This is a genomic window from Nonomuraea solani (genome assembly GCF_900108335.1).
Classification (GTDB): Bacteria; Actinomycetota; Actinomycetes; order Streptosporangiales; family Streptosporangiaceae; genus Nonomuraea; species Nonomuraea solani.
The window spans coordinates 68845-91389 of the sequence record NZ_FNVT01000009.1 but is presented as its reverse complement, the minus strand read 5'-3'; the positions used below and the strand labels follow the sequence as shown (position 1 = coordinate 91389).

Here is a 22545-nt window from a genome sequence, read left to right as displayed (position 1 = left end):
ATCCCCTTCACGGTGCGGCGGCACGGACGTACGTGATGACGTCGCGTGGCGTTCTGAGATCCTTGAGCCGGTCGTCGGGGATCTCGACGCCGAGCCTGTCCTGGACGGCCGCCGAGATCTCCACCATGGCCAGCGAGTCGATGTCGAGGTCGTCGGCGAAGGTCGCGTCCGGTGTCACGTCGCGGGCGGGGATACGGGTGACGTCCTCGACGATGTCGGCGAGGGCGGCGAGCAGGTCCGGCACGGCCCTACACCCCCGGCCATTCGGCGGGGTTGAGGTAGGTGTTGTCCCGGGTGATGCGGCCGTCCCCGTCGAACGTGAGGATCGCGCACCAGGGCGTCTCCCACGGCGTTCCGGTGTCCGGGTCCGTGCCGGTCAGCAGGGCCTCCACGATCACCTGGTCGCCGGTGCGGATCGTGTTCACGATGTGGCCCCGGCGGTCCGGGGCGGCCTCCAGGACGGCCTGCTCGACCTTGTGGAAGTGCTCGCGGTCGTCGATGCGCAGGAATCCGGGGACGGTGACGATGAAGTCGTCGGCGTAGCACTCGTCCACCATCCGGCGGACGTCGTGGTTGTAGTGGTCCAGCCAGGTGCGTACGGCCGCGTGATGGTCACGCATGGGTGTTCTCCTTCGTGCGTCGCGGATAGCGGTGGGGCCGCTGGATGTGGTTGCGGAGCAGGTCGCGGATGGTGTGCGGCGGCGCGGCGAAGGCCATGGCCGCGTCGCCGACGAGTGCGGCGGTGTTGGTTCTGTCGAAGGTCTTGGGCGAGCACGTGTACGGCAGGTGGAAGGCGAACATGTTCGCCAGCAGCCGGTCCATCTCGTCCATGTCGCCGGCGTCTTCGACGAACTCGGGCTCGGGCAGGCCCCCGTGGGCGAAGGCCGCGCCGTACATGTCCTGGGCCGTCGGAGCCGTGGCGTTGGTGAGGTGGAAGACGGTGCGCGGCGGTCCGGTCAGGCCGGCGCGGACGCCGTGCCCGGCGACGTGGTCGAGGGGGACGAGGTTGATCTCGCCCGCGCCGTCGCCGCACAACCGGGACGGCCGCTCCAGCAGGCGCGATCCGTACCGCCGCGCGTACTGGCGACGGAACCGGCCCACCCGGGCGGCCAGGTCGTACAGGCCGGAGAACGAGCCGGTGCGCAGCGTGCCGCTGTCGGCGACCACGGCGCTCGGCCGCAGGATCCGCCAGCGCAGGCCCGACTCGGCGACCATCCGCTCGGCGATCACCTTGGACCGCTCGTACCGGTTGTTCACCGGCTGATCGGCCGGGGGAAGCTTCTCGGGCTGGAGGCCGCGGCGGCGGCCCGCCACGTAGGCGGTGCTGATGTAGGTCAGCTCGGCCTCCCACCGCCGGGCCAGTCCGATCACCTCGCGGGTGCCGATCACGTTGCCGTGGTGGATCTCCTCGGCGAAGCCCGGCTCGTAGCGGAGCGTGGCGGCGCTGTGCCACACGTGGACCCGGCCGGGGGGAGGCCGCGGCCCGCCGTCCAGGCCGCAGCCCGGATCGCCGATGTCTCCGGGCAGCGCTCTGAGACGTTGTTCCGCGCCGGTCAGGACCGGCGTGCGGTCCTGCTCTTCGGCGGTGCGGGCCATCGCCTGCCAGAGCCTGACCCGCGCCCTTTCCTGGCCGGCGGCTCTGACCAGGCACCAGATCGGGTCATCGGTACGTGCCAGCAGCTCCAGCGCCATCGCGCTGCCGAGCATGCCGGTGGCTCCTGTGATCAGGTGCGTCATGCCCGTGTTCCCTGGGCTCGTACGAGGTGGTCGGTCAGCTCGCCCACGGTCTGGACGACGGGGGCGTCCTCCGACATCAGCACGACGTCGTAGTGGTGCTCCAGCCGGCTGACCAGCCGCAGCAGCCGGATCGACTCCGCGCCCTCGATGTCGAGGAACACGGTCGTGTCGCCGACCTCCTCCGGGGGCACGTTGAACGTCTCACAGGTCTGCCGCCGCACCTGTTCCAGGACGTCGTCCCGGGTGGCCGTGGCTGATTCGGTCATCGTTGATCTCCTTGGGTGTTGGCGAGCAGGTCGCGGGTGTCGTTGCGGCGCCACTTGCCGCTGGTGGTGCGGGGCAGCATTCCGCGCGGCACGATCCGTACGCGGACCGCGTCGAGCCCGAGTTGCCTGCGGATCTGGTTGCGGATCTCCGTCGAGATCTCGTCGGCGCGATCGTGGTGGAGGCTCTCCGCGGCGACCACCAGGTGCTCATCGGTGTCCCCGAAGGCGACGCAGTGGTCGCGGTGCACCCCCGGGACCGCGCTCGCGATCGCCTCGGCGTCCTCGGGGAAGTAGTTGCGCCCGCTCACGATGATCAGGTCCTTGGTCCGGCCGACGACGAACAGGTCTCCGTCGAGCCGTACGCCGAGGTCGCCGGTGCGGAACCACGAGCCGTCGAACGCGGCGGCGTTCGCCTCGGGGGCGTTGAGATAACCGGGGGTGACGGCGTCGCCGGCGAGCTGGATCTCTCCCGTGGCGCCTTCGGCGGGATGTCCCGCCAGGCGCAGCCGCATCCCGTGCACGGGGCGGCCGACGGAGACGATGTCCTTGGCGCGCTCGTGGTCGCGGGGGACGCGGACGGCGCTGCCGTCGGCCAGCCGGTCGCGGTCCACGTACTCGATGCGGGGGGTGTTGCCCGGCGTGGGGAACGTCGCGGCCAGCGTCGCCTCGGCGAGCCCGTAGACCGGGAACATCACGTTCTCGCTGACGCCGTGCGCGTCCATGGTGCGGGTGAAGTCGCGTACGGTCGCGGCGCGTACCGGCTCGGCGCCGTTGTAGGCCAGCCGCCAGCGGCCCAGATCGAGCGTGTCCGGGGCGAGTTCGCGGGCGGCGTCGTTGAGCAGCGCGTACCCGAAGTCAGGGCCGGTCGTCGTGGTCCCGCCGCATCGTTCCAGGTACTCCAGGAAGGCCGCGGGCCGCCGGACGAAGTCGAGCGGCGCGAACGTGTGCACGTCCAGACCCGCCAGCCCGTAGGCGAGCGGCGTGAAGAGCCCCATGTCGTGGTGGTGCGGCACCCACTGCACCAGGCTGTCGCGGCGGGTCAGCGACGCCGACGTCAGCAGCGCGCGCAGCCCGGCCAGCACCGTGCCGTGCCGCAGCGTCACCCCCTTGGGAAAGGCCGTGCTCCCCGAGGTGTACTGGACCACGGCCAAGTCGTCTGGTGCCGCCTCGGGGAGTGCCTGGGATCCGCCGCCCTCCGCGAGGGGCAGGCAGCGGAGTCGGGGCCGCTGCGCCAGCAGCGCGCGGACCAGCTTGTCGAAGCCGTGGCCGGCCACGATGTGCCGCATGCCCGCCGAGTCGACGATCCTCGCCAGTCGCTCGGCCGCCACCTGGGTGGGCTCCAGCGGGCGTACGGGGAGCATGGTGGCCGCGGCGCCGGCCGACACCGTGGCGAACAGGCCCTGCCACACCTGCGGGCCCGTGGGCAGCAGCAGCCCTACCCGCTCTCCCTGCCGCACGCCCGCCTCGCACAGGCCGCGTGCCATGGCCAGCGACGATCGGTACAGCTCACTCGCCGCGAGCCGGACGTCCGGCGCGGGGAACACCCAGCTCGTGTCCGGAGCCTTCGACGCGAGGTGCCTGAGCGCCTCGGGCAGCGTGCCTCCCTCGATGACGGCCGGGTCGAAGCCGGTGTCGAGCGCCGGTTTCCTGATCGTCACCCGCAGGCGCTCGTAGCCGTGGATGACGGTCCCGACCGCGTGGACCGGGGGTTCGGCGAAGGTCATGCCCTCGCACGCGCGGGCCAGGAGGGGGAAGACGATCTCACCGGTGAGCATGGCCACGCCCGAGCCGACGCAGAAGTGCGGCCCGACCCCGAAGCTCAGCAGGCGCGGCGGGTCCTGCCGGCCGCCGTCCTCGTCCATGGGAGCGAAGCGGTAGGGGTCGAAGCGGTCGGGGTCGTCGAAGTGCCGGTGGTCGCGCCCCGCCGCTCCGAGCATCAGCATGACCAGGCAGTGACGCGGCAGCCGCAGCTCCCCGAGGGTCGTCGGTTCGAGGGTCCACCGTGCCGCGAGCTGGGCGGGCGGGTCGTAGCGCAGCGTCTCCTGGACGAAGGAGGGCACCAGGTCAGGGCGTTGCACCAGGAGCGAGCGCAGCTCGGGCCGCTCGACCAGCATGCGCAGCCCGGTGCCGAGCATCACGGAGGCCGTCTCGGTCCCCGCTCCGATCAGAAAGGCCAGGTTGTCCAGGAGCCCGTCCTGATCTCCGGTCCAGCCGGTGGCCAGTTCGGTGGCCAGGCCCGGCCTGCCTTCGGCCACCAGCCACCGCAGGTAGTCGTGGAGCTCCTTGTATCCGGCGTCGGCGGCGGTCAGATCTCCGCCCGGGGGGTTGAAGTCGTTGGCCTCCATCAAGGCCGCCGACCACTGGCGCAGCCGCGGCAGATCCGCCTTGGGCACGCCCAGCGCCAGGCCGATCGTGGTGTTCGGCAGCGTCAGGAGATGGTCGACCGCGTCGGCGCCGCCCCCGGCCGCGAGACTCCGCAGACGGCGGACGTGCTCTCGCGCCTGTTCCTCGATCAGGGGCCGCAGCCGGTCCATCCGCCGGGGGCCGAGCATCTGCGCCAGCCGCTTCCTGGCGGGCTGGTTCCCTGGCGGCTCCTGGTGCATCAGCGCGTTGTAGATGGAGCGCACCGACGGGTGCTCGCGCCAGGTCGGCCATTCCATGTCCGCCCATTCGCGGTCGCACACGCGAAACAGCTCAGGATGGCGGAGTACGTAATCGCATTCGTCATATCCCAGCGCCAGAACCCGGCGCGGGCCCACCGAGAAGACCGGGGCGTGCTCGGAAAGGGCGCGAAGATGGGGATACGGATCCCGGCGCCCGGAGTCGGACCAGAGTGCCTGGAAGGCGTCCCACGCCTCGACCATGGCCATGTTCATCTTCCTTCGAATAAAATCGGCGAACCATTAAAAAGGTGGGCCTTTGAAATCGGCCCGGCCATCAGGCCGCGGCGAACACCAGGACGGCGTTGTGGCCGCCGAAACCGAACGAGTTGCTCATCGCCGCGTCGACGCGGCGCCGTCGCGGCGCTCCGGAGACGATGTCCAGATCGATGCCGGGATCCAGCCGGTCGAGGTTGGCGGTCGGCGGGACGAGGCCGTGCTCGACGCTCAGCACCGTGTACGCGGCCTCGATGGCCCCGGCGGCGCCGAGCGCGTGGCCGATCACCCCTTTGGCCGAGCTGACCGCCGCCCTCCGGCCGATCACCCGCTCGATGATCTTCGCCTCGGCCAGGTCGCCTTGAGGGGTGGAGGTTCCGTGCGCGTTGACGTGGTCGATGTCCGCGCCGCCGAGTCCGGCGTCGGCCAGGGCCGCCCGCATCGCCCGCCGCGCGCCCTCGCCGTCGGGGTGCGGGGCCGTGACGTGGAAGGCGTCCGCGGAGGCGCCGTAGCCGGCGAGGCGGGCCCTGATCGGGGCGTCGCGCCGCCGGGCGTGTTCCTCCGACTCCAGGACGAGCACCCCCGCGCCCTCGGCCATGACGAATCCGTCCCGCCCGGTGTCGAACGGGCGGGAGGCGGCGGCCGGGTCGTCGTGCCGGTTCGACAACGCCTTCATCCGGGCGAAGGCGGCGGCGAAGAACGGCGTCACGGCCGCCTCCGCGCCACCGGCCAGCACGACGTCCGCCGCGCCGGAGCGCAGCAGGTCACGGGCGACCCCGATGGCGGTGGCGCCGGACGCGCAGGCGGTGCACACGGCCAGGTTCGGTCCCGTGGCCCCGAGCTCGATGGCGAGTTGCGCCGCCGCCATGTTGGGCAGCCCCATGGGCAGGGCCAGCGGGGAGACACGCCTGGCGCCGTTGTCCGTCAGCTGGTGGTGCTGGGTTTCCATGGTGCCCGTCCCGCCCGCGCCGGTGCCCATCACGACGCCGACCCGGGAGCCGTCCCAGCCACGCGGGTCCAGGTTCGCGTCGCCGATCGCCTCGCGCGTGGCGGCCACCGCGAACTGGACGTACCTGTCCATGCGCCGTGCCTGCCGCGCCCCGAGCAGCTCCTCGCCGTCGAAGCCCGGAACCTGGCAGGCGAACTCCACCGGCATTCCCGCGAGCCCCTTGGCGGGGGCGGCGGCCGGCTTCCCGCTCAGGATCCGCGCCCAGTTCGTGGACGTCCCGATCCCCGCGGGCGTCACAAGGCCCAGTCCGGTCACGGCGGTCATTCGGCGATCTCCGTACGGTAGGACCATTCGTAGACGGCGATCACGTCGCCAGAGTCCGTACGGGATTCGCCGGTGTAGCAGAAATGCTCGCGGCCGCCGCGGAACTCCACGCTGATCTTGTTCTCCGCGGCGGGGACCTGCCGGTGTCGTACGTCATCCGGCAGGTCCTGAGGCCCGCCCGCCAAAAGCACTGGCCGCATGGAAACGCTTCCCCTCATCGGATATTCGGAATATCAGCCTCCGGCGCTGAAGGGTCGCGAAACAATTCTCTGTTCGACAGAGTGGAACAGCGCGCTCGTTCCATGGAACGGAACACGCGGTGGCCGGCATTTCGCGGGCACGGCATGGTGACCCCGTCAGGAGTATGCGTTTCTCAACATCAAGGGGTGACCACGCGGTGGACATGCTGTCGCGCATCGGCGATCAGGCCGAGCAGTGGCGAAAGTGTCCGAAATGTGGAGCATGGCTGAGCCGGGAGCGCCTGCGCCAGGCCGGGATCTGCCTGGAGTGCGGGCACTACTTCCGGCTCGGCGCCCACGATCGGATCGCCCAGCTCGTCGAGGACGGCAGCTTCCAGGAGTTCGGCGAGGACCTGACGGCCACCGACCCGCTGGACTTCACCGACCGGCTCCCCTACCCCGAGCGGCTGCGCCAGGCGATCACCGACACCGGCCTGGCGGAGGCCGTGGTGACGGGGACGGCGCGGATGGGCGGCCATGACGTGGTCGTGGCCGTGCTGGACTTCGACTTCCTCGGCGGCAGCATGGGGGCCGTCGTCGGAGACAAGATCGTGTACGCGGCCGAGCACGCCCTGCGCGCCCACGTCCCCCTGCTCGCCGTGTCCGCCTCCGGCGGCGCGCGCATGCAGGAGGGCGTGATCTCGCTGGTGCAGATGGCCAGGACCGCCGCCGCGATCGGCAGGCTGCGCAAGGCGGGGGTCCCGTACATCAGCGTGCTGACCGACCCCGTGTACGGGGGAGTGGCGGCCTCGTTCGCCGCCCTGGGCGATGTGATCGTGGCCGAGGAGGGCGCCCGTGCCGGGTTCACCGGGCCTCGCGTGATCGCGCAGACCATGGCCCAGGAGTTGCCCGACGGCTTCCAGCGGGCGGAGTTCCTCAAGGAGCAGGGCCACGTCGATCTGGTGATCGCCCGTTCGCGGCTGCCCGAGCTGCTGGGACGGCTGGTGGAGTTCACGGCCGTGCCGGACGAGTACACGTTCGAGCCGGACGCGGCGCCTCGGCGAACGCCGCGGCAGGACGACCCCGACCCCTGGGCCGCGGTACGCGCGGTGCGTGACACGGCCCGTCCCGACCCGCGCGCCTACATCGACCGCGTCTGGACGGGATTCGTGGAGCTGGGCGGCGACCGCTGGAGCGGCGACGACCCGGCCCTGTGCGGAGGTCTGGCCTGGCTGGACGGCGTGCCGACCGTGGTGCTGGGTCACCGCAAGGGCAGCGATCCGGCCCGGTTGCCGGAGCACAACTACGGCATGTCGCATCCGGCCGGCTATCGCAAGGCGGTCCGGCTGATGGAGCTGGCCCAGCGGTGGGGGCTGCCGGTGATCACGCTCATCGACACGCCGGGCGCGTACCCGGGAGTCACCGCGGAACAGGACAACCAGAGCGGGGCGATCGCCGAGACCCTGCTCATGGCGGCCGGCGTGGCGATCCCGGTGCTGTGCGTGGTCACCGGCGAAGGGGGCAGCGGCGGCGCTCTGGCGCTCGCGGTCGGCGACCGGCTGCTCATGCAGGAGAACGCCACGCTCTCGGTGATCAGCCCGGAAGGCTGCGCCGCGATCCTGTTCAACGACTCCGCCCACGCCCCGGAGGCGGCCAGGGCGCTGCACCTGCGGGCCGCCGACCTGCACCGGCTGGGCCTGGTCGACGCCATCGTGCCCGAGCCGCCCGAAGGGGCCGGCGCCGACCCGGACGCCGCCGCCCGGCTGCTCGCCGGGGAACTGCGCGAACACCTGGCTCCGCTGCTCGCCACCGCGCCCGAGGACCTCGTCGCCCGGCGGTGGCGGCGGCTGCACGACCTCGACAGGCGCTGGTGCACCCGCCTGGCTTCAGAAACGGAAGGTTGATGATGGAAAAGCGAGACGCCGATGGGGCCGCTCTGGACGCCGCCGTGACGGCCGCCAAGGACCTGATCGGGGCGATGGGACAGAGCCCGGTGAGCGGCGTGCGGGTGGAGGCGGACGGCGCCGTCGTCGAGATCCAGGGCGAGGCGGCCGCTCCTTCCCCGGCGCCGGTGCCTGACGCGCCCGAACCGCCTGAGGATCGGGACAGCGGCCTGGTGGAGGTCAAGGCGCCCACGGTGGGGGTCTTCTACCGCCGGCCGGCGCCCGACGACCCGCCGTTCGCCGAAGAAGGCGACCACGTCGGAGAGGGCGGGCAGATCGGCCTGGTCGAGGCCATGAAGACCTACACCCCCGTCAAGACCGCTCAGGCGGGCGTCATCGAGGAGTTCCGTGCCGAGGACAAACAGGTGATCGAGTACGAGGAGGTCCTCGCCACTCTGAGGCCCGCCTCCGGGGAGTGACGACGTGTTCCGGAGCATTCTGATCGCCAACCGCGGCGAGGTCGCCGTCCGTATCCTGCGCACCTGCCGGGAGATGGGCATCCGGGCGGTGGTGGCCTACTCCACCGCCGATCGCGACAGTCTCGCCGTCCGCCTGGCCGACGACGCCGTGTGCGTCGGCCCGCCCCAGGCCGGCCGCAGCTATCTGTCCATTCCCTCACTCCTGTACGGGGCCGCGCGCACGAAGGCCGAGGCCGTCCATCCCGGTTTCGGTTTCCTGGCCGAGGAGAGCGAGTTCGCGACCGCGTGCCGGGACGCGGGCCTGGCCTTCATCGGCCCCGCACCCGAGCACCTGACGCTGATGGGCGACAAGCAGGCCGCCCGCGCCGCCATGCGGAAGGCCGGCCTGCCCGTGCTGCCCGGCTCACCCGACCCGCTGACCGGCGAGGACGACGCGGCGGCCCAGGCGGAGAAGATCGGCTACCCGGTCGTGCTCAAGGCGCTGGCCGGGGGCGGCGGGCGGGGCATCGTCCCGGTCCACGATCCGGCCGATCTGGCGGAGGCGTTCGAGGCCGCCCGTTCGACCGCCCTGGCGTTGTTCCATGACGAGCGCGTCTATGTGGAGAAGTTCGTACGGGACGGCCGGCACATCGAGGTCCAGGTCATCGCCGACTCCCACGGGAACGTGATCCATCTCGGTGAGCGCGACTGCTCCGTGCAGCGCCGCCACCAGAAGATCATCGAGGAGTCGCCCGCCCCCGATCTGCCCGATGACGTCCGGCACGCCCTGTGGGAGGCCGCCGTCACCGGCGCCCGGGCCATCGGGCTGCGCAACGTCGGCACGTTCGAGTTCCTCGTGGACGGCGACCGCAACGCCCACTTCATCGAGATGAACGCCCGCCTGCAGGTCGAGCACCCGGTGACCGAGGCGCGCACCGGCATCGACATCGTCGAGACGATGATCCGCGAAGCGGCCGGCGAGCCTCTCGCCCTGGACCAGCGCGACGTACGCCTCGACGGCCACGCCATCGAGGCCCGGGTCAACGCCGAGGACCCCGACCGCGACTGGGCGGGGTCGGCGGGCGACGTCGGCTACCTGGCGCTTCCCGGCGGCCCTGGCATCCGCGTCGACACCTACCTGGTGCCCGACGCCGTCGTCCCGCCCCATTACGACTCCCTGCTGGCCAAGATCATCGCCTGGGCGCCCACCCGCGATCGCGCGATCCGGCGGCTCGACCGCGCCCTCGGCGAGTTCCGTTGCGACGGCCTGACCACCAACACGGCCTTCCTGCGCCGGGTCCTGGCCGACCCCGCGTTCCGTTCCGGCACCCACCGTCTCGGCCTGATCGAGTCCCTGCGGGAACCCCCGGGCGTCTGAAGCGCGTCACCGGCGTGTCACCGCGCTCTCCCAAGCTCGTGAGGAGAGGAGGTAACGATGGACGCCCAGACAGTGGCCACCCCCGTCGCGATCATCGGCATGTCGTGCCGGGTCGCCGGGGCAGAGAACGTCCGCGAGCTGTGGAACCTGCTCGGGAAGGGCACACGGATGGTGGCGCCGATCCCACCGGAGCGGGTTCCGGGGCTCGACCACGGAGACGTGCCCGTCGGCACCCCCCGGGCGGCGCTGATCCCGGACGTCGGCGGGTTCGACGCCGACTTCTTCGGCATCTCCCGGCGGATGGCCGCCTGGACCGACCCGCAGCAGCGCATGTTCCTGGAACTGGCCTGGCACGCCGTCGAGGACGCCGCCGTGAACCCGGAGAGCTTGAAGGGACGGCCCGTCGCGGTCTTCGCGGGCACGTGCATGACCGACTACCGGGAACGGATGGGCTGCGCGGGGGCCGTGGACAGCGGCGCGCTGCCGGGTGCGCTGACCACCTTCATACCCAACCGGGTCTCCTACCATTTCGGGCTGACCGGGCCCAGCACGGCGATCGACTCCGCCTGTTCCTCCGGTCTGACCGCGCTCGGCCTGGCCGTACGCGGGCTGCAGGCGGGCGACTTCCCCATGGCGCTGGTGGGCGCCGCCAACGTCATCTGCCAGGGCTTCTACGCCAGTACCGCCTACCGGGCCGGGGCGCTGTCGCCGACCGGCGAGTCGGTGCCGTTCAGCGCCTGTCACGACGGGTACGTCCGGGGTGAGGGCGGCGCCTGCGTACTGATCAAGCCGCTGCCGGACGCGCTCAGGGACGGCGACCCGATCCGCGCCGTGATCCGAGGCGTCGAGCTGGGCCACGACGGGCAGGCGGGCGGGCTCACCGGGACCGACGCCGAGTCCCAGGCCCGGCTCATCACCCGGGCGGCACGGGCGGCGGGAGTCCCCGTCCGCTCCATCGGCCACCTGGAAGCCCACGGCACCGGCACCGGCGGCGACGCGGTGGAGGTGGAAGGGCTGCGGCGCGCTCTCACGGACGGCGCTTCCGAAGATCGCGCCGGCGGTCCTGAGGGCAAGGTGTGGATCGGCTCGGTCAAGGCGAACATCGGCCATCTGGAGCCGGCCGCCGGCCTCATCGGGCTGGTGAAGGCCGCGCTGGTGCTGGCCCACGGCAGGATCCCGCGCATCGCGGGACTTGACGCGCCCGATCCCGGCATCGACCTGACGGGCGCCCCGATGGCGATCGCCGACCACGACGTCGCCTGGCCGCCGTCGGACTCTCCGCGCCGGGCCGGCGTCAACTCCTTCGGGCTCGGCGGGGCGCTCGCCCACGTCCTCATTGAGGAGCCGCCCGCGCCGCCGGACCAGCCCCGCCCCGACGGCCCCCTGGTCTTCCCCCTGTCCGCGGCCACGCCTTCGGCGCTGCGCCGCCTCGCCGGCGGCCTCCGCGAGGTCATCACGGCGGCCGGCACGACAGCCGACACGGCAGCCGGCACGGTGGCCGACGCGGCAGTCGACGTGGCGGCCGTCGCCTGGACGTTGCAGCACGGCCGCGCACCGCTGGCCGTCCGCCGCGCGGTGGTCGCCGACGACCTGGAGGGGCTCGGCGACGCGCTCGGCGCGATCGCGGCCGACACCGCGCACCCCGCCGTGGCCACTCCAGAGACCGAATCCCCGCGAGCGCTTGATCGCCTCGGCGGCGAGCAGCGCTCCGCCGTGGCCTCCTGGCTCGACGGCGGAGCCACCGACTGGGCGCAGACCTGGCCCGGCCGGGAACCGAGCAGGGTCGCTCTGGCGCCGTACCCGTTTGAACGGCGTCCGCACTGGTTCAAGGGCGACCCGCACCCGATCCGATGAAGGGACAGATGACGATGACCGTTCAGGAGCAGACCAACGAGATCCGCGGGGCGCTGCGCGCCCATATCGCCGAGGTCCTGTACGTGGAGCCCGACGAGGTGGGCGAGGACACGGCGTTCCGCGACCTCGGGCTCGACTCGGTCCTGGGCGTGGAGCTCATAGGGACGATCAACCGCGAGTACGGCCTGAAAGAGGAGGCCGACGTGCTGTACCAGCATTCGACCCTCAGCGAGCTGACCACGTACATCGCGGGCAAGACGGCCCAAGAGGATTCATGAGAGTCGCGATCACCGGCGCGGCCGTGCTCCTGCCGGGGAGCGGCCGCCTGGCGGACTTCGACACGATGCTGCGCGAGGGCGGGAACGCCTTCGGCGCGGCGGAGCTCGTTCCCGGGCACGAGCCCGTCCCGGCGTCCCTGCTGGGCTCCTTCAGCGTCCGCGACTGGGCGGACGACCACCTCGGAGACGACCGGGAGGCGCACCGGCGGCTGCGCCGGGCGGCGGGACGCGCCGCGCGGCCGGCGCGGACCGCGGCCTGCGTGGCGCTCGCCGCGGCGCGCGCCGCCCGGCTCTCCGAGAAGGAGCGGTCGGCGGCGACGGTGATCGTCGCGGGCAACAACCTGGCGCTCGGCGACCAGGCCGGCAAGGTGATCAGGTACGCCGACGATCCCGGCCTGGTGCAACCGAGCCACATCCTGGACGTGTTCGACACCGACGCGGTCGGCACGGTGAGCCAGACGGTCGGGGCGCACGCCGAGGGGTTCAGCGTCGGCGGCGCGTCCGCCAGCGGCACCGTGGCGCTGGCCCAGGCCGTCCGGCTGGTGCAGGCGGGCTTCGCGGCCCGCTGCCTGGTGGTGGCGCCGGTGTCCGAACTGTCGGAGATCGAGGTCTCCGCCTTCCTGCGGAGCGGCGCGATGTCGTCCTACGCCTGCCGGCCGTTCGACGTCGATCGCAGCGGCTTCCTTTACGGGCAGGGCGCCGCGGCCGTCGTCCTGGAACGGCCAGAGGACGCGGCGGAGCGCGGCGTCCCGGTGACGGCGGAGGTGCTCGGCCACGGCCAGCGGCTGGACGGCCACCGTGGAACGAAGCCGAACGCCGACGGCCAGGTGGCCGCGATGTGCCAGGCGATCGCCACGGCCGGGCTCACCCCGGACGACATCGACTACGTCAACGCGCACGCCACCGGCTCGGCGCTCGGCGACGCCACCGAGGCGGACGCCCTGCACCGCGTCTTCGGACCTTCCGGACATGTCCGGATCAACGCCACCAAGGCGCTCACCGGCCACTGCCTCTCCGCCGCCGGCCTCGTGGAACTGGTGGCGACCACGCTCCAGATGAGCGGCGGCTACTGCCACCCCAACCCGTGGCTGGACACCCCCGTGCGGTCCGACCTGCGTTTCGTGGGGACGACCGCCGAGACGTGCGAGGTGCGGTTCGCCCTGAGCAACAGCTTCGCGTTCGGCGGCATCAACAGCTCCGTCGTCCTCGGCCACCCCCAAGCCCAGAAAGGAGAAGACCGATGACGCTCGCCGCCCTCTTCCCAGGGCAGGGCACCCAGCAGATCGGCATGGGGCGGGACCTCTTCCCGCGCTACCCCGGCCTCGTCGAGGAGGCCGACGACACGCTCGGCTACTCCATCCGCCGGCTGTGCCTGGAGGACCCGGACGGCGTGCTCGACCGGACGAGGTTCACCCAGCCCGCCGTCTACACCATCAACGCGCTGGCCTTCCGCCACCTGGCCGACACCGAAGAGGTGGCACCGGACGTGATGCTCGGGCACAGCCTGGGCGAGTACAACGCCCTGGCGGCGGCCGGGGCCTTCGGCTTCGCGGACGGGCTGCGGCTGATCGCCGAGCGGGCCCGGCTCATGGACGAGGTGCGCGGCGGCATGGCGGCCGTGACCGGGCTGACCGAGGACGCCGTCCGCGACGTGATCCGGTCTGGTCCCCTCGACCTGGCGGCGGTCAACGCCCCACGGCAGATCGTGCTGGCCGGTCCCCGGCGGGAGCTCGACGCGGTCACGCCCGCCCTGTCCGAGGCCGGCGCCGCCGCCGTCACGCCGCTGCCGGTCAGCGGGCCCTTCCACTCCCGGTACATGGCGCCGGCCGCCCGGCGGTTCGCCGAGGTGCTCGAACACGGGCCGCTTGGCCGGGAGCCGCGGGTGCCCGTGCTCGCCAACCGCACCGCCCGGCCGCACCGGGCCGAGACCATGGCCGCCGAGCTCGCGGAGCAGATCGATCACACCGTGCTCTGGGCGCAGTCCGTGCGGCACGTGCTGGCCGGCGATCCCGACACCAGGCTTCTCGAAGTGGGAGGGGACGGCGTGCTCGCCGGCCTGCTCCGGCAGATACGACGGGAAAGGAGAGTCACCGATGAAAGCGGTGTACGCGCACCATCCCGCCGCTGACAACCCGCTGGAGGCGCTGCGCTTCGGCGAACAACCGGAGCCAGGCCCGCCCGGCGACGACTGGATCGTGCTCGGCGTCGTGGCCGCCGCGCTCAACCACCACGACCTGTGGACGCTTCGCGGAGCCGGGCTGCCCGCCGACCGCTACCCCATGATCCTCGGCGCCGAGGGCCTGGGCGCGGACGACGACGGCCGTAAGCTGATCATCCACGGCATGGTGTGCCGCCCGGAATGGCGGCACGAGCCCATCAGGGACCCCGGGCACTCGCTGCTCAGCGACGACCACCCCGGCACGTTCGCGGAGCGCGTGGCGGTGCCCCGGCACAGCGTGACCTGCCCGAAGCCGGAGGAGTTCTCCGACGCGGAGGCGGCCTGCCTCACCGGCACCTGGCTCACGGCGTACCGGATGCTCTTCACCAAGTCCGGGCTGCGGCCCGGTGACACCGTGCTGGTCCAGGGGGCGGGCGGCGGCGTCGCGACCGCGCTGATCCGGCTCGCCGCCGCGGCGGGCCTGCGCGTCTGGGTCACCAGCCGGAGCGAGGCCAAGCGGGAGGCGGCGCTGAGACTCGGCGCGCACACCGCCCTTCCGGCCCGCGCGCCCGTGCCGGAGCCGGTCGACGCGGTGATGGAGAGCGTCGGGCAGGCCACCTGGGCGCACTCGCTGCGTTCGGTACGGCCGGGCGGCACGATCGTGGTCACCGGGGCGACCACCGGAGGCGATCCGCCCGCGTACCTCAACCGGCTCTTCTGGAACGAGCTCCGCGTCGTCGGCTCCACCAGCGGCACCCCGGAGGAGCTCGACCGGCTCATCCGGTTCATGCTGCAGCACGACCTGCGGCCGGACATCGCCGCCGAGCTGCCGTTCGACCACGCCGAAGAGGGCTTCCGCCGGATGCTGGACGGCGATCTGATCGGGAAGGTGGTGTTCTCATGGTGAGCCGCTCGGTGTTCGTGACCGGCGGGAATCGGGGGATCGGGCTGGCCGTCGCCCAGGCGTTCGCCAGGAACGGCGATCGCGTGGCGGTCACCCACCGGGGCTCGGGAGCGCCGGCCGGCCTGCTGGCCGTCCGCTGCGACGTCACGAGCTCGGACCAGGTCGACGCGGCCTTCACGGAGGCGGAGCGGGAGCACGGCCCGGTGGAGGTGCTCGTCGCCAACGCCGGGATCGCCGAGGACGTGCCCCTGGTGCGGATGGACGAGGACCGGTTCGGCCGGGTCGTGGACGCGGACCTGACCGGCGCGTTCCGCGTCGCCGCCCGCGCCTCCCGGCCCATGCTGCGCAACCGCTGGGGCCGCATGATCTTCATGTCCTCGGTGCTCGGCACGGAGGGCGGCAAGGGAGCGAGCAACTACGCCGCCGCCAAGGCGGGGCTGATCGGCCTGGCCCGCTCCGTCGCCAGAGAGCTCGGGCCGCGCGGCGTCACCGCCAACGTCGTCGCCCCCGGACTGGTCGAGACCGAGCTGATCAAGGACATGGCGGACGAACGCCGGCGGGAGCTCATCGGCCGCACCTTTCTCGGCCGTCCCGCCACGCCGGAAGAGGTCGCCTCCGCGGTGCTCTGGCTGGCCGGCGAGGACGCGCGCTACGTCACCGGCGCGGTCATTCCCGTGGACGCGGGGCTGGCGCTGGGCGCGTGAGAAAGTCCGGTCGTTCCGCAGCGTGGAACCCCTCTTTGCGGCGCTCCGGCGGGTCGGCCCACGATTGGGCCGATGAGGTTTCTGCAACTGGGCCCGCTCACGGTCCGTACGGACTCCGGTGAGCCCTCGGCCGTCGGAGGTAAGCAGGCGGTGCTGCTCGCGGAGCTGCTCGCCGCGGAGGGCAACGTCGTCCCGGCCGGACGGCTGGTCGACGAGATCTACGGCGGCGAGCCGCCCGCCAAGCCGCTGCGCGCCCTGCACGCGCAGATGACCCGGTTGCGCCGCAAGCTGGCCCAATGGGACGCGCACGGTCCCGGCCCCGAGCGGCTGACCAGCTCCCACACCGGCTACGCGCTCAAAATCGACGCCGCCGAGAGCGACGTCGCGCAGTTCCTCGCCGAGGCCAGGCGGGGCCGCGCGCTCGTCGGGACCGACGCGCACGAGGCCATCGCGGTGCTGCAGGGCTGCCTCGGCCTCTGGCGGGGCCCGGTCCTGGACGGCGTGTCGATCGGCCAGGGCGCCAGGTTCCTCGCGAGCCGGCTGGAGGAGGTCAAGCTCCAGGCGGTGGAGTCGCTGATCGAGGCCCGCATCGGGGTGGGCGGCGACGCCGAGGTCGTCTCGGATCTGGAACGGCTGCTCGAAGAGCATCCGTACCACGAGCAACTGGCCGACCTGCTCATGACCTGCCTCTACCGGCTCAGCCGGACCGCCGACGCCCTCGCCGTGTACGAGAGGGTGCGCAGGCGCTTCGTCGACGATCTCGGCATCGAGCCCAACCCCCGGCTCTCCGAGCGATTCACCGCCATACTCAACCACGATCTCGGCCACGACCCCGTGAAGCGCCCGGCCGCCGAACCGGAGCCGTTCGTGAGAACGGCCCGGCGCCCCCAGGAGTACCTGCGGGCCATCGCCGACCCCGGCACCTTCGCCGAACTGGGCCCCGGCGAGCCGGGGGACGCTCCGGCGAGCGGGGTCTGCCGCGTCGACGGCAAGTCCGTCGCGGTCTTCGCGCGCGGCGGACGCTCCTCCTCCTCCTCCTCCGCCTCCTCCTCCGACGGCGCGGACATCCAGCGCGCCATGGAGTACGCGAGGCGCGCCCGCGTCCCCGTCGTCGGCTTCATCGACTCCGGCGAGGCGTCCCTGGAGGGCTACGGCCCGGTCCTGCGCACCGCCGCCGGGCTGAGCGGCCACGTGCCGCAGATCAGCGTCGTCCTCGGGCCCTGTACGGGAGCCGCGGCCTACGTCTCCGCCCTGAGCGACCTGGTGGTGACCACGGGCGCCGCCGGCTCCGGGAACGTCGCCCTGACCAGCCCCGGGGTGGACGAGACCTTCCCCCTGGTCCGCCGCCTGCTCGGCTACCTGCCGAGCTCCTGCTGGCACCCGCCGCCGGTGGCCCCGCCCGTACCGGCCGAGCCGATGCCCGGCTCGCCCGCCGAGACCCGCGACGTCATCCGCGGGATCGTGGACTCGGGCAGCGACCTGGAGCTCTACGCGGGCACCGGCGACGGCCTGATCACCGCGCTGGCCCGCGTCGAAGGGATGCCGGCGGGCATCGTGGCCGCCACCGGCCCGCTCACCCTCGCCGCCACGGACAAGGGGACGCGGTTCGTCCGGATGTGCGACGCGTACGGCCTGCCGTTGATCACCCTCGTGGACACCCCGCTCTTCCCGCCCGGCCAGGAGGACACGGGCGCCAGGCTGCTGTACGCGCTGATCAAGGCGAGCGTGCCCCGGATCAGCGTCATCCTGCGCGGGACGCACACCGTCATGAACGCCACCGAGATCGGGGCCGACGCCGTCTACGCCTGGGAGAGCACGAACACCGCCGCGCTCGGACCGGTCGACGCGGTGCTCGCCCCGGATCGTACCCGGCACGCCGTGGCCGCCAGGCTGGCCGTGCTCACCAGCGCGCTCGAACCCGGCTTCCGGCACGACAACCAGCCCCAGTGACGCGCCGGTGACGCGGCCCGGCCCCTGTCCCGGTCTCCCGTCACCGGTGCGTCTGATCCGCGTAAGCGGCGACGCGCAGGCTGGATCCGATGACCGAAAAAGGAGGACTCACCGTGCCGACAGACACGAGGGTGGGTGTCCTCACGACGGGCACCTGCATCCCCGCCGACGTACGGACCAACGAGGAAGTCGCCGACGCGGCGAACGTGACCCCCGACTGGATCGCCGAGCGCACCGGAATACGACGACGTCACGTCGCGCCACCCGGCCACGCGGCCTCCGATCTGGCCGCGGAGGCCGTACGGCGCGCGCTGGAACCCCTCGGGCGGCCGCCCGGCGACATCGACCTGCTCGTGCTCGCGACCTCCACCCCCGACGAGCTCGGCCCGTCGACCGCCTGCCGGGTCCAGGCGCTCCTGGGCGCCGACCGCGCGGTGGCCTTCGACGTGGCCGCGGCGTGCTCCGGCTGGATGTTCGGCGCCCGCGTGGCCTGCGACTGGCTGCGCGGCGGCAACGAGGACAAGCTCGCGGTCGTGGTGGGCGTCGAGGCGTACTCACGCTTCCTCGACCCCGAGGACCGGGCCACCTCCGTGCTGTTCGGCGACGGAGCCGCGGCGACCGTGCTGGGACGCGTGCCCGACGGCGGGTTCGACCCGATCGTCCTGGGCTCGGACGGCACCGACGCGGGAACCGTCCTCATCCCCGGCGGCGGCAGCCGCATCCCGGCCTCGTCGCAGAGCCTGGCGGACAAGGACCACGTCATCCACATGGACGGCGGGACCGTCCGCGACTTCACCCTGAAGATCTTCCCGGAGATGGTGGCGGCCGCCCTGGAACGCGGCGGCCTGAAACTCGGGGACATCGACCTGGTCGTCTCCCATCAGCCCAACCCGGTGCTGCTGAGCCGGGCGGCGGCCGAGCTGGGGCTGCCGGAGGACCGCCTCATGGTGGTCGGGCACGAGGTCGGCAACATCGGAGCCGCCTCCCTGCCGTACGCGCTGGCGCGGGCCGCCGGAAGCGACCGGCTGCGCCCCGGTGACCGGGTGCTCCTGGTCGCCTTCGGAGCCGGGCTGACCTGGGGCAGCACCATTCTGACCTGGAGCCGATCCTTCGAAGGAGCATCGTCATGACCTCGTACTTCCGGCTCGACGGGGCGCGCGTCCTGGTGACCGGCGCCTCCCGGGGCATCGGGCGGGCCGTCGCCCTCGCGTTCGCCGAGGCGGGCGCCGACGTCGCCATCACGGCGCGCAGCATCGAAGCGCTGAAGGACACCGCCGAGCGGGTCCAGGAGACCGGCCGGCGGGTGTTCCCGATCGCGGGCGACCTGTCCGACCCCGAGACGGCCGGGCGCTTCGCGACCGAGGCGGCCCAGGCGCTCGGAGGGCTCGACATCCTGGTCCACAACGCCGGGGTGCTGCCCACCGACGACGCCGGGAACTCACGGCTCGCGCCGTTCGCCGAGGGCGACGCCAGTGACTGGGATCCGGTCCTGGAGGTCAACCTCGGTGGGACGGTCGCGCTGTGCAGGGCCGTCTATCCGTACCTCGCCGAGTCCGGCAGGGCCAACATCGTGATCATGTCGTCGGTGGCCGGTCTGATCGCGTCGCCGGCCATGGAGGCGTACGCGGTCACCAAGGCCGGCCAGATCTCGCTGGCCCGCTCGTTGTCGGCCGCCTGGGCCCGCCAGGGCATCCGGGTGAACGCCCTGTGCCCGGGCTGGGTCCGTACCGACATGACCGCGCCCATGCGCGACCAGGCCCCGCTGGCCGACTGGCTGCTCAGCCACGTCCCCCTGGGCCGCTGGCTCGACCCGGAAGAGGTGGCGGCGAGCGCCGTCTACCTGGCCTCGCCGGCGGCGGCCGCCGTCACGGGGCAGGCCCTCGTCGTGGACGGCGGCCTCTCGGTGCCGGACGGCGGGCTCGCGGGAATCCCCAAACCCCCTTCCCCCTTCGCCGACTGACTTCGAAAGCTGGTGTACTGATGTCCGAGAGCCAATGGGTGATCGGCGAATGCTTCACCCGTGCCACCGTGCAGCCGCGGCTCACCACCGCCGCGCGGCTCCGCGAGCGGTTGCGCGCCGAGAGACCGTCCGTGGACGAGCCGCTGCGCCTGCGGCCCGGGCTGGGCGTGGATCCCGGCGAGTGGTCCGACCTGTGCGACGACCTCGCCAAGCGTTACGGTGACGCCGTGCTTCCCCAAGGGGAGCCCGCGTCCGCCGTGCCCCGGGACAGGGTGCTCAAGCACGCTCGCGACAACGTCGTGGTCGGCGACGCCTGGGCCGAGGGGGAGTGCTTCTCGGGCTGGCTGGCGGTGGCCAACGACACGGAGATGATCCGCGACCACACCGCCGAACAGCAGCACATTCCGGGCATGCTGCTGATCGAGGCCGCCATCCAGCTCGTGACCTGGGCGGTCTCGGAGCTGTATCCGGTCGACGCCGACCGGCCGCCGTACTACGCCGTGATGCACGGCTGCTCGTTCGAGTTCCACCGGTTCGCCTTTCCCCTGCCGACGCGCCTGCACGGCCGGATCTTCCCGTCCGGGGAGGTCGAAGAGGGCAAGATCCCGCTGCGGGCCGAGGCGGAGATCGAGCAGGCGGGACAGGTGTGCGGCGCGGCCCGGTTCGAGCTGCATGCCTTCGACCCCGAGCTGGTCTTCGCCATCGAGGACGGGCAGGCCGCGAGCGCCCTGGACCGTCTCTCGGCACAGGACGACCTCTCGGCACCGGACCTTCCGGCTCAGGACGGAGGCGCGCGATGACCTCGACCTCGACCTCTCTTCCGCTGCGCGGCCTGAACGACCTGGCCGACCTGGGCGACCTGGACGTCCTCCTGACCGATCCCGCCTTCACCGAGCCCGCCCCGCCCGCCGGGCCGGAGCGGCACGCCAGGACCTACCGCAGGCTCGCCGCGCTCGGCCGCCACCTGGGCGGCGTACGCGCCCTGCACGAGCGCCCGGACCGGATGCTCGCCGCGCTGGAATGGGCGGCGACGGTCGACCCGTCGCTGTTCCTGGCCGGCATGGTGCAGCACGCCGTCTGCGCGGAAGGGCTGCTCAGCGTCGAGCGGCCCGGCGCCCACCTCAGCGGGCTCATCGACCGGCTGGACCGGCAGGAGGCCTTCGGCTGCATCCTGATCACCGAGCTGGGCTGGGGCAACAGCCATCTGAGCCCGGCGACGGAGGCGCACTTCGACCCGGAGAGCCGGGACTTCGTCCTGCGCACGCCCGAGCCCGCCGCCGCCAAGTTCATGGCCGGCGTCGCCCGCGCCGACGGCCGCGGCCGCGTCGGAGCAGTCTTCGCCCGGCTGATGGTCGGTGGCGAGCCGTGCGGCGTCTTCCCCTTCGCCGTCTACGTGCACGACGGCGAGCGGCCCGCCGACGGCGTCACCATTCGCGCGCTGCCCGAGACCACGGCCGTGCCGCTGGACTACGCGCTGGTGACCTTCGACGGCACGCGCGTCCCGTACGACGCCTGGGTGCGCGACAACGCCGAGATCAGCCCGGACGGCTTCTTCCACGACCCGCTCGGCGATCCGGAACGCCGCCTGGTGCGGTCGCTGTCGGTGTCGTCCAACGCCTCGACCAGCGCCGCCGTCGCGCTCGCCGCCGCGGCGCGCGCGAGCGTCACCGTCGGCCTGCGCTACGCCGGCCGGCGCCGCACCATGGGCCGCCTCGGCGCGGACATGCCCGTGCTGCGCTACGACACCCAGCGGGAGGCACTGTACGGGGCGCTGGCGGAGACGTACGCCTGCGACCTCCTCGTCTCCAGCGTCCGGGAGGACTACCTGCTCCGGCGCTCGGCCGCGGACGACGGCGACCACCAGCGGCCCGAGCGCCCCGTCTGGGCGCCCTGGACGTCGGTCAACCGGGAACAGGCACTGGCCAAGGTGGCCGCCGTCCACGCGCTGGAACGCGCCGCCGGCGTCAGCCGGGCGCGATCGGGCGCGCAGGGCCTGCTCGCCGTCAACCGGCTGCTGGAGTACGAAGGGCTGGCGCACGTCTTCCAGGCCGCGGCGGGGGACAACCTGCTGATCAGGCTCGACGCGGGCAAGCAACTGGTGGAGGATGCCGCGTACGACCCGCCTCCGGTCTCGACGCTGCGGCCCACGGACTACTCCGAGCCGGCCACCCCCGAGATGGCACGCGCTCTGGCCGTCGCGAGAGAGCGCGAGATGTTGCGGACGCTGCGCCGCCGCTCCACCGAGCGGGCGGAGCAGGACGGGCGTTCCCCGTTCGATCTGTGGAACCCGTTGCTGCCGCACCTCGTCCGGCTGGCCGACGCCCACATCGAGCGGCTCACGCTGGACTGCTTCGCGATGAACGTGGCCCGGTGCGACGACCCGGCCGCACTCGCCGCCCTGCGCCCGCTCCAGGAGTTGTACGGCGCGGAACTGCTCGAAAGGAACCTGGGCTGGCATCTGGAGCACCTCACCATCAGCCCGGCCGACGCGGCCGAGGTGCACCGGGCGCGCGAGCGGGCGCTGGAGGCCGTCCATCCCCACGTGCCGGCTCTGGTGGAGGGCCTGGGGATCCCGGGTGCGCGGCTGCGGGCCCCGATCGCCGAACCCGACTACGTGGCGGCCGTCACCGCGGCGTGTTCACCGCCCTCGAAAATCGCGTAGCCATTTCGCTCATCCGGGCAGGCGT

At 72.7% G+C, this 22545-nt stretch carries 21 protein-coding genes; 14 read left to right on the top strand and 7 right to left on the bottom strand.

Annotated features, from left to right (window positions below; all coding sequences use genetic code 11):
* Window positions 1-7: 7 nt before the first annotated feature.
* The 7 genes from C4V41_RS30145 to C4V41_RS30115 form a co-directional block, all read right to left on the bottom strand.
* The gene (locus C4V41_RS30145) at window positions 8-244 is read right to left on the bottom strand and encodes an acyl carrier protein (protein WP_103959352.1); all 237 of its coding nucleotides are present in this window, start codon (window positions 242-244) and stop codon (window positions 8-10) included.
* Window positions 245-248: 4 nt separating this feature from the next.
* Window positions 249-620 (bottom strand): nuclear transport factor 2 family protein, encoded by a 372-nt coding sequence (locus tag C4V41_RS30140; protein WP_103959351.1) that lies wholly within the window; start codon window positions 618-620, stop codon window positions 249-251.
* Window positions 613-1737: an SDR family oxidoreductase gene (locus tag C4V41_RS30135; RefSeq protein ID WP_103959350.1), complete on the bottom strand. Its 1125-nt coding sequence runs from the start codon at window positions 1735-1737 to the stop codon at window positions 613-615. The genes C4V41_RS30140 and C4V41_RS30135 overlap by 8 nt, the downstream gene beginning before the upstream one ends.
* A complete protein-coding gene (locus tag C4V41_RS30130; RefSeq protein WP_103959349.1) occupies window positions 1734-2003 on the bottom strand; it encodes an acyl carrier protein in 270 nt (89 codons plus the stop codon). The genes C4V41_RS30135 and C4V41_RS30130 overlap by 4 nt, the downstream gene beginning before the upstream one ends.
* Window positions 2000-4873, bottom strand: a complete 2874-nt coding sequence (locus C4V41_RS30125; RefSeq protein ID WP_160150429.1) for a cytochrome P450 — start codon at window positions 4871-4873, stop codon at window positions 2000-2002. Before C4V41_RS30125 ends, C4V41_RS30130 begins: the two co-directional genes overlap by 4 nt.
* A gap of 67 nt (window positions 4874-4940) precedes the next feature.
* Window positions 4941-6152, bottom strand: coding sequence for a beta-ketoacyl-ACP synthase II (fabF, locus tag C4V41_RS30120; protein ID WP_103959347.1), 1212 nt, complete (start codon window positions 6150-6152; stop codon window positions 4941-4943).
* The gene (locus tag C4V41_RS30115; RefSeq protein ID WP_103959346.1) at window positions 6149-6352 is read right to left on the bottom strand and encodes a DUF5988 family protein; all 204 of its coding nucleotides are present in this window, start codon (window positions 6350-6352) and stop codon (window positions 6149-6151) included. Before C4V41_RS30115 ends, fabF begins: the two co-directional genes overlap by 4 nt.
* A 203-nt stretch (window positions 6353-6555) precedes the next feature.
* On the opposite strand from C4V41_RS30115, the gene C4V41_RS30110 reads away from it, so the two are divergent.
* From C4V41_RS30110 to C4V41_RS30045, 14 genes are all read left to right on the top strand, one after another.
* Window positions 6556-8235, top strand: coding sequence for an acetyl-coenzyme A carboxylase carboxyl transferase subunits beta/alpha (locus tag C4V41_RS30110; protein WP_235030480.1), 1680 nt, complete (start codon window positions 6556-6558; stop codon window positions 8233-8235).
* Window positions 8235-8693 carry an acetyl-CoA carboxylase biotin carboxyl carrier protein gene (locus tag C4V41_RS30105; RefSeq protein ID WP_103959344.1) on the top strand — a complete coding sequence of 153 codons (459 nt, stop codon included), beginning with the start codon at window positions 8235-8237 and terminating at the stop codon, window positions 8691-8693. The genes C4V41_RS30110 and C4V41_RS30105 overlap by 1 nt, the downstream gene beginning before the upstream one ends.
* Window positions 8694-8697: 4 nt before the next feature.
* Window positions 8698-10050 carry an acetyl-CoA carboxylase biotin carboxylase subunit gene (locus C4V41_RS30100; protein ID WP_103959343.1) on the top strand — a complete coding sequence of 451 codons (1353 nt, stop codon included), beginning with the start codon at window positions 8698-8700 and terminating at the stop codon, window positions 10048-10050.
* A 57-nt stretch (window positions 10051-10107) separates the two neighbouring features.
* Complete coding sequence (locus C4V41_RS30095) at window positions 10108-11904, top strand: beta-ketoacyl [acyl carrier protein] synthase domain-containing protein (RefSeq protein ID WP_103959342.1); 1797 nt, start codon at window positions 10108-10110, stop codon at window positions 11902-11904.
* A gap of 8 nt (window positions 11905-11912) precedes the next feature.
* Window positions 11913-12182, top strand: coding sequence for an acyl carrier protein (locus tag C4V41_RS30090; RefSeq protein ID WP_103959341.1), 270 nt, complete (start codon window positions 11913-11915; stop codon window positions 12180-12182).
* The gene (locus tag C4V41_RS30085) at window positions 12179-13426 is read left to right on the top strand and encodes a beta-ketoacyl synthase N-terminal-like domain-containing protein (RefSeq protein ID WP_103959340.1); all 1248 of its coding nucleotides are present in this window, start codon (window positions 12179-12181) and stop codon (window positions 13424-13426) included. Before C4V41_RS30090 ends, C4V41_RS30085 begins: the two co-directional genes overlap by 4 nt.
* Window positions 13423-14310 (top strand): ACP S-malonyltransferase, encoded by an 888-nt coding sequence (fabD, locus tag C4V41_RS30080; protein WP_103959339.1) that lies wholly within the window; start codon window positions 13423-13425, stop codon window positions 14308-14310. The genes C4V41_RS30085 and fabD overlap by 4 nt, the downstream gene beginning before the upstream one ends.
* Window positions 14276-15247, top strand: coding sequence for a zinc-binding dehydrogenase (locus C4V41_RS30075; protein ID WP_103959338.1), 972 nt, complete (start codon window positions 14276-14278; stop codon window positions 15245-15247). Before fabD ends, C4V41_RS30075 begins: the two co-directional genes overlap by 35 nt.
* Complete coding sequence (locus C4V41_RS30070) at window positions 15244-15948, top strand: SDR family oxidoreductase (RefSeq protein ID WP_103959593.1); 705 nt, start codon at window positions 15244-15246, stop codon at window positions 15946-15948. The genes C4V41_RS30075 and C4V41_RS30070 overlap by 4 nt, the downstream gene beginning before the upstream one ends.
* Before the next feature lie 72 nt (window positions 15949-16020).
* Window positions 16021-17898, top strand: coding sequence for a carboxyl transferase domain-containing protein (locus tag C4V41_RS30065; protein WP_103959337.1), 1878 nt, complete (start codon window positions 16021-16023; stop codon window positions 17896-17898).
* A gap of 113 nt (window positions 17899-18011) precedes the next feature.
* On the top strand, window positions 18012-19028 hold the full coding sequence (locus C4V41_RS30060) for a 3-oxoacyl-ACP synthase III family protein (protein WP_235030456.1): 1017 nt from the start codon (window positions 18012-18014) through the stop codon (window positions 19026-19028).
* On the top strand, window positions 19025-19858 hold the full coding sequence (locus C4V41_RS30055; protein WP_103959335.1) for an SDR family NAD(P)-dependent oxidoreductase: 834 nt from the start codon (window positions 19025-19027) through the stop codon (window positions 19856-19858). Before C4V41_RS30060 ends, C4V41_RS30055 begins: the two co-directional genes overlap by 4 nt.
* A gap of 20 nt (window positions 19859-19878) precedes the next feature.
* The gene (locus tag C4V41_RS30050; protein WP_200824317.1) at window positions 19879-20658 is read left to right on the top strand and encodes an AfsA-related hotdog domain-containing protein; all 780 of its coding nucleotides are present in this window, start codon (window positions 19879-19881) and stop codon (window positions 20656-20658) included.
* Window positions 20655-22520 (top strand): acyl-CoA dehydrogenase, encoded by a 1866-nt coding sequence (locus C4V41_RS30045; protein WP_103959334.1) that lies wholly within the window; start codon window positions 20655-20657, stop codon window positions 22518-22520. The genes C4V41_RS30050 and C4V41_RS30045 overlap by 4 nt, the downstream gene beginning before the upstream one ends.
* Window positions 22521-22545 lie beyond the last annotated feature (25 nt).